This window comes from Mycolicibacter senuensis, from assembly GCF_002101885.1.
Classification (GTDB): Bacteria; Actinomycetota; Actinomycetes; order Mycobacteriales; family Mycobacteriaceae; genus Mycobacterium; species Mycobacterium senuense.
Window position 1 is genome coordinate 70,140 of sequence record NZ_LQPS01000029.1, and the last position, 11,784, is coordinate 81,923.

12 protein-coding genes and 1 tRNA gene are annotated in these 11,784 nt (G+C 68.0%); 7 read left to right on the forward strand and 6 right to left on the reverse strand.

Translation table 11 applies throughout. The annotated features are described in order from the left end of the window. Positions 1 to 3 precede the first annotated feature (3 nt). From AWC24_RS07170 to AWC24_RS07185, 4 genes are all read right to left on the reverse strand, one after another. Entirely contained in the window at positions 4 to 1,575 is a 1,572-nt protein-coding gene (locus AWC24_RS07170; RefSeq protein ID WP_085083397.1) for a carboxyl transferase domain-containing protein, read from the reverse strand. Further along, on the reverse strand, positions 1,572 to 2,213 hold the full coding sequence (locus AWC24_RS07175; RefSeq protein ID WP_085083399.1) for a 3-oxoacid CoA-transferase subunit B: 642 nt from the start codon (positions 2,211 to 2,213) through the stop codon (positions 1,572 to 1,574). The genes AWC24_RS07170 and AWC24_RS07175 overlap by 4 nt, the downstream gene beginning before the upstream one ends. Continuing rightward, positions 2,210 to 2,959: a CoA transferase subunit A gene (locus AWC24_RS07180; RefSeq protein WP_085083436.1), complete on the reverse strand. Its 750-nt coding sequence runs from the start codon at positions 2,957 to 2,959 to the stop codon at positions 2,210 to 2,212. The genes AWC24_RS07175 and AWC24_RS07180 overlap by 4 nt, the downstream gene beginning before the upstream one ends. A gap of 75 nt (positions 2,960 to 3,034) precedes the next feature. Further along, complete coding sequence (locus AWC24_RS07185) at positions 3,035 to 4,678, reverse strand: AMP-binding protein (RefSeq protein WP_085083401.1); 1,644 nt, start codon at positions 4,676 to 4,678, stop codon at positions 3,035 to 3,037. 99 nt (positions 4,679 to 4,777) lie between these two features. Between AWC24_RS07185 and AWC24_RS07190 the strand changes: the two genes are divergently transcribed. Further along, positions 4,778 to 5,419 (forward strand): SACE_7040 family transcriptional regulator, encoded by a 642-nt coding sequence (locus AWC24_RS07190; protein ID WP_085083403.1) that lies wholly within the window; start codon positions 4,778 to 4,780, stop codon positions 5,417 to 5,419. A 61-nt stretch (positions 5,420 to 5,480) separates the two neighbouring features. Continuing rightward, a complete protein-coding gene (locus tag AWC24_RS07195) occupies positions 5,481 to 6,269 on the forward strand; it encodes an MmpS family transport accessory protein (RefSeq protein WP_109560354.1) in 789 nt (262 codons plus the stop codon). A gap of 4 nt (positions 6,270 to 6,273) precedes the next feature. On the opposite strand, the gene AWC24_RS07200 is transcribed toward AWC24_RS07195, so the two are convergent. Next, positions 6,274 to 7,590: an MFS transporter gene (locus AWC24_RS07200; protein WP_085083407.1), complete on the reverse strand. Its 1,317-nt coding sequence runs from the start codon at positions 7,588 to 7,590 to the stop codon at positions 6,274 to 6,276. Positions 7,591 to 7,613: 23 nt separating this feature from the next. Here AWC24_RS07200 and cmrA point away from each other — a divergent pair, with 23 nt between their 5' ends. Then, positions 7,614 to 8,420 (forward strand): mycolate reductase, encoded by an 807-nt coding sequence (gene cmrA / locus AWC24_RS07205; protein WP_085083409.1) that lies wholly within the window; start codon positions 7,614 to 7,616, stop codon positions 8,418 to 8,420. A 16-nt stretch (positions 8,421 to 8,436) separates the two neighbouring features. On the opposite strand, the gene AWC24_RS07210 is transcribed toward cmrA, so the two are convergent. Beyond that, the gene (locus tag AWC24_RS07210) at positions 8,437 to 10,002 is read right to left on the reverse strand and encodes a helicase HerA-like domain-containing protein (RefSeq protein ID WP_085083411.1); all 1,566 of its coding nucleotides are present in this window, start codon (positions 10,000 to 10,002) and stop codon (positions 8,437 to 8,439) included. 75 nt (positions 10,003 to 10,077) lie between these two features. Here AWC24_RS07210 and orn point away from each other — a divergent pair, with 75 nt between their 5' ends. The 4 genes from orn to AWC24_RS07230 all read left to right on the forward strand — a co-directional run. Then, a complete protein-coding gene (orn, locus tag AWC24_RS07215) occupies positions 10,078 to 10,734 on the forward strand; it encodes an oligoribonuclease (RefSeq protein ID WP_085083414.1) in 657 nt (218 codons plus the stop codon). Between the two features lie 36 nt (positions 10,735 to 10,770). Next, positions 10,771 to 10,843, forward strand: a tRNA-His gene (locus AWC24_RS07220). Positions 10,844 to 10,969: 126 nt separating this feature from the next. Further along, positions 10,970 to 11,308: a DUF732 domain-containing protein gene (locus AWC24_RS07225; RefSeq protein ID WP_133055708.1), complete on the forward strand. Its 339-nt coding sequence runs from the start codon at positions 10,970 to 10,972 to the stop codon at positions 11,306 to 11,308. 257 nt (positions 11,309 to 11,565) lie between these two features. Further along, a partial coding sequence (locus AWC24_RS07230; protein ID WP_207568311.1) for a hypothetical protein occupies positions 11,566 to 11,784 on the forward strand: 219 nt, incomplete at its 3' end.

The following is an 11,784-nucleotide window of genomic DNA, read 5'->3' on the forward strand; positions in this document are numbered from 1 at the left end:
CACTCACATCCGGAAAACGCCGTAGGAAACCGGGTCCAGCGGCGCGTTGGCGCAGACCGAGAGCGCCAGCCCCAGCACCGTTCTGGTGTCGGCCGGGTCGATGATCCCGTCGTCCCACAGCCGTGCGGTCGAATAGTAGGGATTGCCCTGCGCCTCGTATTGGTCACGAATCGGAGCCTTGAACGCCTCCTCGTCCTCGGCCGACCACGGCTTGCCGGCGGCGTCGAGTTGATCACCGCGCACGGTGGCCAGCACCGACGCGGCCTGCTCGCCACCCATCACCGAAATCCGGGCGTTGGGCCACATCCACAGGAATCGAGGCGAATACGCCCGGCCGCACATGGAGTAGTTGCCCGCCCCGTAGGACCCGCCGATCACCACCGTCAGCTTGGGCACCCGCGCGCAGGCCACCGCGGTGACCATCTTGGCGCCGTGTTTGGCGATGCCGCCGGCCTCGTAGTCGCGGCCGACCATGAAGCCGGCGATGTTCTGCAGGAAAACCAGGGGGATGGAGCGCTTGTCGCACAGTTCGATGAAATGCGCGCCCTTGAGCGCCGATTCGCCGAACAGCACCCCGTTGTTGGCGATGATCCCCACCGGGTGGCCGTGGATGCGCGCGAACGCGGTCACCAGCGTCTTGCCGTATTCGGCCTTGAACTCACTGAACTCGCTGCCGTCGACGATGCGGGTGATGACCTGCCGCACGTCGTAGGGCACCCGCGGATCCGGCGGAACCACGTCGTAGAGCTCGGCGGGGTCATGCAAAGGTTCGATGGAACGTCGTATCTCCCACGGTGTTTCAGACCTCGGACCGAAGGTCTCGGCGATCTGGCGGACGATGCGCAGGGCGTGTTCGTCGTCGTCGGCCAGGTAATCGGTGACCCCGGAAATCTTCGAATGCAGGTCCCCGCCACCGAGTTCTTCGGCGGTCACCACCTCGCCGGTGGCGGCCTTGACCAGCGGCGGGCCGCCCAGGAAGATCGTGCCCTGCTCGCGCACGATGACGGCCTCGTCGCTCATCGCGGGCACGTAGGCGCCGCCGGCGGTGCAGGAGCCGAGCACCGCGGCGATCTGCGGAATGCCCGCCGCGCTCATGGTCGCCTGGTTGTAGAAGATCCGGCCGAAGTGCTCGCGGTCGGGGAACACCTCGTCCTGGCGGGGCAGAAACGCTCCCCCGGAGTCCACCAGATAGATGCAGGGCAGCCGGTTTCCCAGCGCAACCTCCTGGGCGCGCAGGTGCTTTTTGACGGTGACCGGGTAGTAGGTGCCGCCCTTGACGGTGGCGTCGTTGGCCACGATCACGCATTCGCGCTCCGCGACCCGCCCGATCCCGGTGATGATCCCCGCCCCGGGGCACTCGTCGTCGTACATGCCGTCGGCGGCCAGCGGCGCCAGCTCCAGAAACGGGCTGCCCGGGTCCAGCAACCGGTCGACCCGGTCGCGCGGCAGCAGCTTGCCCCGCGACACGTGGCGCTGCCGGGACTTCTCGCTGCCGCCGAGGGCTGCCGTCGCCAGCTTGGTGTTGAGTTCGGTGACCAGCCGCCGGTGTTCGTCGGCGAATGCCGGGGCCGTCATGACACCTTCGAAAGATTCAACGGCGCACCGGTTTTCGCGAGCACCTCATCGACGGCGACACCGGGCGCGGTCTCCACCAACTCCAGGCCCGCTTCGGTGACGTCGATGACGGCCAAGTCGGTGATAATGCGGTCGACGCAGCGGGCGCCGGTGAGCGGCAACGTGCACTGCTCGACGATCTTGGCGCTGCCGTCCTTGGCGGCGTGTTCCATCATCACGATGACCCGGCGCGCCCCGTGCACCAGGTCCATCGCACCGCCCATGCCCTTGATCATCTTGCCGGGGATCATCCAGTTGGCCAGGTCGCCGACCGCTGACACCTGCATGGCGCCGAGCACTGCCACGTCGAGGTGGCCACCACGGATCACCCCGAAGGACACCGACGACGAGAAGAACGACGCGCCCGAGAGGACGGTTACCGTTTCTTTGCCGGCGTTGATCAGGTCGGCGTCGAGGTCCTCGCGGCGCGGGTACGGCCCGACCCCGAGGATTCCGTTCTCCGAATGCAGCACGACACTGACACCGTCGGGGATGTGGTTGGGAATCAAGGTCGGCAACCCGATGCCCAGGTTGACGTATTGCCCGTCTTTCAACTCCGCGGCGACCCGTGCGGCAAGTTCGTCTCTGGACAGGCTCATGACTCGCGCACCGTCTCCCGTTCGATTCGTTTCTCCGGATTCGGTACGTGCACCACCCGGTGCACGTGAATACCCGGGGTGTGCACCTCGGCGGGACAGATCTCGCCCGCCTCGACCAGGTGCTCGACCTGGGCGATGGTGATCCGGCCCGCTGCGGCGCAGTCCGGGTTGAAGTTGGCTGCGGCCTCCCGGTAGACGAGGTTTCCGTGCCGATCGCCCTTCCAGGCGTGCACCAACGCGAAATCGGTGCGGATCGCCCGCTCCAGCACGTAGGTGCGCCCGTCGAAGTCCCGGGTCTCCTTGCGCGGTGAGGCGACCGCCACTCCGCCGGCGCCGTCGTAGCGCCAAGGCAGGCCGCCGTCGGCAACCTGGGTGCCCACCCCGGTCGGTGTGTAGAACGCCGGGATTCCGGCGCCACCGGCGCGCAGCCGCTCAGCGAGGGTGCCCTGCGGGGTCAGCTCCACCTCGAGCTCTCCGGACAGGAACTGCCGGGCGAATTCCTTGTTCTCCCCCACATAGGAGCTCACGGTGCGTCGGATCCGCTTGTGCTCCAAGAGCACCCCCAGCCCGATGCCGTCGACGCCGCAGTTGTTCGAGACGGTTTCCAGATCGGTGACACCGAGCTGTAAAACGGCGTTGATCAGCGCCTCCGGTATGCCGCAGAGTCCGAACCCGCCCACCGCCAGTGACGCGCCGTCGGTCACGTCGGCCACGGCTGCTGCCGCCGTCGCCACGACCTTGTCTATCGCCACTCGCGCCTCCTCATTTTCAGTTAATGTCGATTAACTGACAGCAGAGAATACCATTCTCGCGCTGTCCTGTCAGCCGCCGCCCAGCTGCTCGACCGCCCATCGACGCACCTCGTCCTTACGGACCTTGCCGGTGACCGTCATCGGGAACTCCCCGACCACGCGCAGGTACCGCGGCACCTTGAAGTGCGCCAGTCGGCCGGTGCAGAACTCGCGCAGTCGCTCAATGGTCAGCGGCCCCGCCCCATCGCGCAGCATGACCACCGCCATCAGTTCCTCACCGTAGATTTCGTCGGGCACACCGATGACCTGGGCGTCGAGGATGTCGGGGTGAGTGTGCAGAAACTCCTCGATCTCCCGCGGGTAGATGTTCTCCCCGCCGCGGATCACCATGTCCTTGATTCGCCCGGTGATCCGGACGTAGCCGTCGTCGTCCATGACGGCCAGATCGCCGCTGTGCATCCAGCCTTCGGCATCGATGGCCGCCTCGGTCTTGACCGGGTCGTTCCAGTAACCGGTCATCACCGAATAGCCGCGGGTGCACAGTTCACCGACCTGTCCTCGCGGCACCGTGTCGCCGGTGGGGGGGTCGATCAGCTTGATCTCCAGGTGCGGTCCCACGCGTCCGACGGTCTCCACCCGCTGGGTCAGCGAGTCCCCGACGCGGGTTTGAGTCGACACCGGCGACGTCTCGGTCATGCCGTAGCAGATCGCGACCTCGGTCATATGCATGTCGTCGATCACCCGTCGCATCACCTTCGCCGGGCACGGTGAGCCCGCCATGATCCCGGTGCGCAGACTGGCGAGGTCGTGGTCGGCGAAGCCGGGCAGTTCGAGTTGGGCGATGAACATGGTGGGCACCCCGTAGAGGCTGGTGCAGGCCTCATCCTGCACGGCCCCCAGCGTGGCCGCGGGATCGAAGCCGGGCGCCGGGATGACGATGGCCGCACCGTGACTGGCGGCCGCCAGGTTGCCCATCACCATCCCGAAGCAGTGATAAAAGGGGACGGGCACACAGATCCGGTCCAGCTGCGTATAGCCCAGCAACTCCCCGACCAGGTAGCCGTTGTTGAGAATGTTGTGGTGACTGAGCGTCGCACCCTTGGGGTAACCGGTTGTGCCCGAGGTGTATTGGATATTGATCGGATCTGTGGCCCGCAGCGCTCCGGCGGCGTGCGCCAGTGCCATCGTGTCGATGGGTGTGTCGGCCAGCTCACGCCAACGCGCGCTGTCGATGAACACCGCCTCACGCAGGTCCGGGCATTCTGGCGCCACCTCGCGCAGCAGCGCGACGTAGTCGGAGTTCTTGAACCGCGGAGCAGAGATGACCATCGTGACCCCGGACTGCTTGAGCGCGTAAGCCAGTTCATGGGAGCGGTAGGCGGGGTTGATGGTTACCAGGAGCGCGCCGATCTCGGCGGTGGCATATTGGGTCAGCACCCACTCGGCGCAGTTGGGAGCCCAGATGCCGACCCGGTCACCGGCGGTGATACCCGCCTGCAGCAGACCGGTGGCGAGCCGGCGCACATCGCTACACAGCTCCGCATAGTTCCATCGCCGTCGGGTCGGAAGGTCCACCAGCGCATCGTGATCCGGGTGCGTGCCCGCGGTTGCCGCGAGACAGGCTCCGATGGTCGTCTCCAGCAAGGCCGGCCGGGTCTCGCCGCGAGCATAGGACGCACCGCCGCGCGCCGCGGGCCGTCCCGCCGTTGCCATCAGGCCTCCACCGGTGCCGCCCGGAGCCGGATCGGCCCCGAGGGATGGGTGCTACGTTAGTGACCATTAACTCAGCTGTCCACGACGAGCGGAGCCGAGATGGCAGCATCCGCCCCGGCGGGAAACGACGAGCCGGCCAACCGGCGCAGTCGGCTGAAATCCGATCGGCGTAGCCAGTTGCTGGCGGCCGCCGAGCGCCTCTTCGCCCAGCGAGGCTTCCTCGCCGTGCGCCTGGAGGACATCGGCGCGGCCGCCGGCGTCAGCGGCCCGGCGATCTATCGGCACTTCCCCAACAAGGAAGCCCTGTTGGTCGAACTGCTGGTCGGCATCAGCACCCGGTTGCTCGCCGGGGCGCGCACCGTTGAATCCGGCGGCCGGAGCCCGGACCAGGTGCTGGACGGCCTGATCGAGTTTCATCTCGATTTCGCGCTCGGAGAGCCGGATCTGATCCGGATTCAGGACCGCGACCTGGCTCATCTGCCGGCCGGCGCGCAGCGCCAGGTACGCAGCGCCCAGCGGCAGTACGTCGAGATCTGGGTGGGGGTGCTGTGCGCCCGGTACGCCGGACTGGCCGAACCCGACGCCCGGTTGATGGCCCACGCGGTGTTCGGGCTGCTGAACTCGACCCCCTACAGCGTCAAGCCGGCCGGCGCGAAGTCGGCCGCGCCGGAGCGCTCCCGAGCGGTGTTGCGGGCGATGACCATCGGCGCGCTGGGTGCCGCCGGAATTTCCATGGGCTGACCTGACCGACGACACAGTCGTGGCGGTCCGGCGCAGGTACCCTGCAATCCATGAGGTGGGTATGACCGATCCCTATCGACCGGAAGATTCCGATCGACCCTGGCAACGCAGCGGGACGACCGAGCCGTCGACCTTCGGCTATCCGCCACACGTCGATCCGGCCTACGCGGGCCAGATTCCGTCATACCCGGCCGGCTATCCGCCACAGGCCGCCGACCCGACCGCCCAACTGCCGCGGCAACACTGGGAACCGGCGTCGCCGGGCGGCAGCGCGGGCGGCGGACCGGGGGGCGGCGCCCCGCCGGGCGGCGAGGGCGGCCCGCCGGAACCGCCGCGGTTCCCGAACTGGCTGTGGCTGGTGGCCGGTGCCGCGGTGCTGTTGGTGGTCGGCATGGTGATCGCACTGGTGATCGCCAACGGCTCGGGGCGCAATTCGGCGACGGTCACACCGGTTTCGCCGTTGCCGACGGCTCCGAGCACGCCGATTCCCAAGCGCACCCCGACTACCACGCCGCCACCGCGGTCTTCGACGCCCAGCACCACCCCGAGCACACCGCCCCCAACCACGTCGACCACCGCCGGGGTTCCCGAGACGATCGTCTATAGCGTCACCGGGACCGGCCGGGCGCTCAGCATCGCCTACATCGACACCGGCGGGGTGCTGCAGACCGAGTTCAACGTGACGCTGCCGTGGAGCAAGCAGGTCACGCTCACGCCGCCGGCAACGACCGCGGCGGCGGTCACGGTGGTCAACTTCGGCGAACAGGTCACCTGCTCGGTCTCGGTGGACGGCACCCAGGTGCGCCAGCGCACCGGCTCGATCCTCACGGTATGCGCGGCAGCGGGTTGAGCGGTCAGGCCGCTCGCCGCGGCGCACGCACTCCCAGCATCGCCAGCAATCCGAGCACCAGCACGGTGCACAGCCCGCCCATGCCGGCCCGGTCGCTGTGGAACACGTCGACGAAGACCGAGAACAGCCACGGCGCCAGGAACGACACGGCGCGACCGGTCATCGTGTAGAGCCCGAACGCCACCCCTTCGAACCCCTCCCGGCCTTCCTGCGCCATCCGCAGCAACAGCGTGCGCGCCGAGGACTGGGTCGGCCCGATGAACAGGCAGAGCAGCAGGCCGCAGGCCCAGAACGCCGCCGGGCCCGACAGTGCCATCAGCATGGTCCCGGCGGCGACCATGGCCGCCAGCGACCCGACGATCACCGTCTTGGAGCCGATCCGGTCGTCGAGCAGGCCGCCGGCGACCGCGCCGACCGCGGCCACCACGCTGGCGGCCACCCCGAAGATCAGCACATCGCCGGTTGAGATCCCGTAGACGTTGACGCCGAGCACCGCACCGAAGGCGAACACCCCGGCCAGCCCGTCACGGAAGATCGCGCTGGCCACCAGGTAGAAAACCAGGTTGCGGTCGCGGCGCCATTCGCCGGTGATGTCGCGCCACAGCTGGCGGTAGCCACCGAACAGGCCGAGCCGAGGCGGCGGTGCTTCATCGGCACCGGCAAACCGGTGGGCGCTGAGCAGCAGCGGCAACGCGAAGACAGCCAGCCACCCGGCGGCCAGCAGCATCGCCGACCGCACGTTCTGTCCGTCCTCGACGGGCACGCCGAGCAAGCCGCGTTCCGGGCCGCTGCCGGAGATGAAGCCCACGTAGACCACCAGCAGCAACACCACGCTGCCGGCATAGCCTGCCGCCCAACCGAATCCGGAGATCCGCCCGGAGTTCTGCGGCGTCGATACCTGGCGAAGCATGGCGTTGTAGGGAACGCCGGCCAGCTCACCGCAGGCGGCGGTCACCGCCAGCAGCACCAGCCCCGGCGCCAGGTAGGCGGGCTCATCGCGGATCAGGCTCATCGCCGCGATCAGCACCGCCGCGGCACCGGTCAGCACCGCCAGCGTCACCCGGCGGCGATGCGGCGTCGCCACCCACACTCCGATCAGAGGCGCCACCACGGCCACGGTCACCCCGGAGATCGCCAGCGTGCGGCCCAGCCAGCTGGCCGGCGACACGGGGCCGGGCAGGTCCGCGCCGACGCTGCTGGTCAGATATACCGAGAACACGAACGTCACCACGATCGCGCCCACGGCCGCCGACCCGGTGTCCCACAGCGCCCATGCCACGATCCGCGACCGCCCGGACCTGACCGCCCCCGTGGCATTCATGCCTGGCACTCTACGATTGCCCCATGCCAGTGCCTGCTCCCAACCCGGATGCCCGCGCCGTCGTCACCGGAGCATCCCAGGGCATCGGCGAGGCGCTGGCCACCGAGCTGGCCGCCCGGGGCCACTCACTGATCATCACCGCGCGCCGAGAAGAGGTGCTCGATGCCGTGGCGGCCCGGCTGCGCGACACCTACCGGGTCACCGTGGAGGTCCGGGCGGTCGACCTGGCCGATCCGCCGGCCCGCGACCAGTTCTGCGCCGAACTGGCCGAGCGGGAGGTCTCGGTGTTGTGCGCCAACGCCGGCACGGCGACGTTCGGGCCGATCGCCGACCTGGACCCGGCCGCGGAGAAGGCCCAGGTGCAGCTCAACGCGATCGCGGTGCACGATCTGGTGTTGGCGGTGCTGCCGGGCATGCTGGCACGCCGCGCCGGGGGCATCCTGATCTCGGGTTCGGCGGCCGGCAACTCGCCGATCCCCAACAACGCCACCTACGCCGCGACCAAGGCCTTCGCCAACACCTTCAGCGAGTCGCTGCGCGGCGAACTGCTCAAATCCGGGGTGCACGTGACACTGCTGGCGCCGGGGCCGGTGCGTGCCGAGATGCCCGACGCCGCCGATGCCTCGCTGGTCGACAAGCTGATCCCGGATTTTCTGTGGATCTCCACCCAGCACACCGCCAAGCTGTCGCTGGATGCGTTGGCGCGCAACAGGATGCGTGTCGTGCCCGGGATAACGTCGAAAGCCATGTCGCTGGCCAGCGGGTACGTTCCCCGCGCGATCGTGACGCCGATCGTGGGCGCGGTCTACAAGAAACTCGGCGGGGGCTAGCGGGCCGCCGCCCAGATCAGCGCCGGCGGCGACCGGTGCCCATCGCGCCGCGGGTGATCTGGCCGACCACCACCGTGGTGACCGCGCTCACCACCTTCTTGCCGTCCCGGGTGGTCAGGAAGTGGCTGAGCCAGCGTCCGAAACGCTGCCACCAGCGCAGCCGCTTCGGCTCGGGCACCGTGTCACTGCTGTCCCCTCGCGGAGGCCGGTTGCCCTGTCCGGCAGCCAGTTTCTCGGACAGCATTTCGTACGCTGATTCCCGATCGATGGTCTGGCCGTATTCGGTCTGCAGCGAACTCGCTTTGGCGGCCGCGGTGACGGCGTCGCCACCGATGGCTGCCATCAACGACCGCGGCGCGCGCAGCCGGGTCCATGCGACCGGGGTCGGGGCGCCGCGCTCGGAGAGCACGGTGACGATCGCTTCACCGATGCCCAGCGATGTCAGCGCTGATTCCAGGTCGTACACCTTGGTTTTCGGGTAGGTGCGCACCGTCTTGCTCAGCGCCTTCTGATCGTCGGGAGTGAAGGCGCGCAGCGCATGCTGGATCCGCGCGCCCAGCTGCGACAGCACCGCGTTGGGCACATCGGTGGGCAATTGCGTGCAGAAGAAAACGCCCACCCCCTTGGAGCGGATCAGCTTGACGGTCTGCTCGACCTGGCCGAGAAACGCCTTGGAGGCGTCGCTGAACAGCAGATGGGCCTCGTCGAAGAAGAAGACCAGCTTGGGTTTGTCGAGGTCGCCGACCTCGGGCAGGAAGGTGAACAGGTCTGCCAGCACCCACATCAGGAAGGTGGAGAACAACACCGGGCGTGCCGCCTGGTCGCCGAGTTCCAGCAGCGAGATGATGCCGCGGCCCTGCGGGTCGAGGCGGATCAGATCTTTCGGGTCCAACTCCGGCTCACCGAAGAAGGTGTCGGCGCCTTCGGCTTCCAGATTGACCAGCGCCCGCAGGATCACCCCCGCGGTCGCCGGAGAGACCGCACCCAGCTGCTTGAGCGCCGGCTTGCCCTCGTCGCTGGTGAGATAGCTGATCACCGAGCGCAGATCCTTCAAGTCCAGCAGCAGGTAACCGTTCTCGTCGGCCCAATGGAAGATCAGCCCCAGCGTCGACTCCTGGGTGGCGTTGAGACCCAGCACCTTCGACAACAGGATCGGGCCGAAGCTGGAGATGGTGGCCCGCACCGGCACGCCGATTCCCTCGGTGCCCAGCGACAGGAACTCGGTCGGGAACGCGGTCGCCGCCCAGTCATCGCCGGTGTCGGTGGCGCGCTGGGTGATCTTGTCCCCCGACTCACCGGGCCGCGACAGCCCGGACAGGTCGCCCTTGACGTCGGCCATGACCACCGGGACGCCGGCCGCGGACAGCTGCTCGGCGATCACCTGCAGCGTCTTGGTCTTGCCGGTACCGGTGGCGCCGGCCACCAACCCGTGCCGGTTCAAGGTGGCCAGCGGGATGCGGACCTGCGCGGTGGGGTCGGCGGTGCCGTCGATGACGACCGTGCCCAATTCCAGGGCCTGGCCCTCGGCGGTGTAGCCGGCCGCGATCTGCTGTGCGGCGTTCGCCGCCGAATCGGGACTCACAGGCCACGACATTACTTGGCCGGAGTGCACCGGGATGCGGCCACGGGGGCGGCGAACGGCTAACCTGGGCTACTTGTGAGCGTTGCGCGAGACGAACTGGTCTGGATCGACTGCGAGATGACCGGCCTGGATCTGGGCTCGGACAAGCTGATCGAGATCGCCGCGTTGGTCACCGACGGCGAGCTGAACATCCTCGGCGACGGTATCGACGTGGTGATCCACGCCGACGACGCCGACCTGGACGCGATGAGCGACGTCGTGACCGACATGCACACCCGGTCCGGGCTGATCGACGAGGTCAGGGCTTCGACCGTCGACCTGGCCACCGCCGAGAAGATGGTGCTCGACTACGTCCGAACCCACGTCAAGCAGGCCAAGACCGCACCCCTGGCGGGCAACTCGATCGGCACCGACCGCGGTTTCCTGGCCCGCGACATGGCCGCCCTCGACGACTACCTGCACTATCGGATGATCGACGTCAGCTCGATCAAGGAGCTGTGCCGGCGCTGGTACCCGCGGATCTACTTCGGGCAGCCGGAGAAGGGCCTGGCGCACCGGGCACTGGCCGATATCCACGAATCCATCCGAGAGCTGAAGTTCTACCGCAGCACCGCGTTCGTCGCCCCTCCCGGACCGCCTACCAGCGACATCGCTGCGGTAGCCGCGAAGCTGGGACCGCGCTCGGAGGCGTCGGAGGTAATCGATTCGGTTGCCGAGCGCCCGAGCGGCTAGTATCGACGACGCTGCTCGCTTCGGCAGGCAGCAATGGTGGCTGTAGTTCAGTTGGTAGAGCACCAGGTTGTGATCCTGGGTGTCGCGGGTTCGAGTCCCGTCAGCCACCCCGATGGTCAGGCCCCCTTTCGAGGGGGCCTGACTCGTTTTTCCAGAATGCCGCGGCCGTTCGCGTGACCAGCGCAACACGCGTCAATGTAAGCCCGCGGGATCTCATCAGGAGGGTTTCGAGGCGGTGTGCAACCATACGGCCAACTACGAACCCGAGGGAACCAAAGTGATCGCTGTGCGGGCGTTGGCCGGAATCGGTGCGGCAGTTGCCGTCGTCTATATGACTCTTGTGCCCACGGCCCACGCCGACTACGACAGCTTCTACAAATACCTGGACGACCACGGGACGATGCGGTTCGAATTCCCCGGCGGGCTGTTCGCCAGCGGTATCCAGATGTGCCAGATGCTCCGGGGAGGAGCAACGCCCGACGATATTCGCCGTATGGGCTTCGGCACGGCGATGGATGTCCCGGGCGTGCTGGATGCAGCCCAGCATGAGATCTGTCCCGACACGCTTCGGTAGCCGAATCGTCCCACCGGCGGCGCCTTAAGCCGTCCGGACACATACCCCTCTCTCGATTCCGTGCGTGGCGGCTAGGCCGGTCCGCGGCCACGCAGCTATCACAGTTGATGCTGGCCAGAGCAGCTAGTCAGGCCGTTGGACCGCGTCGGCTCCCGCTCTACGGCCGCCGCAAGACGTGCCACTACTGCGCCTTTGTGTAACGGCACCCGGCGTGCCGGGTTTGGCGTCGAGATTACATTTTGGTTACGGTTCCCTGCGTGCTCACGCAAGGACTGATTGATCTGCGCATGAAATCCACGGTGCTGGCGGCGACGGCTGTGCTGCCCGCCGCCGTTTTCTTGGCCGGCGGTGTCGGCGCTGAGCCGCCGAACAATGACGAGGCGCTGCCTGCGGGTGCCGCCGACGCGCCGCCGCCCCCGCCGGAGGATTTGCCGCCCCCGCCGCCGGAAGACCTGCCTCCCCCGCCACCCGATGTC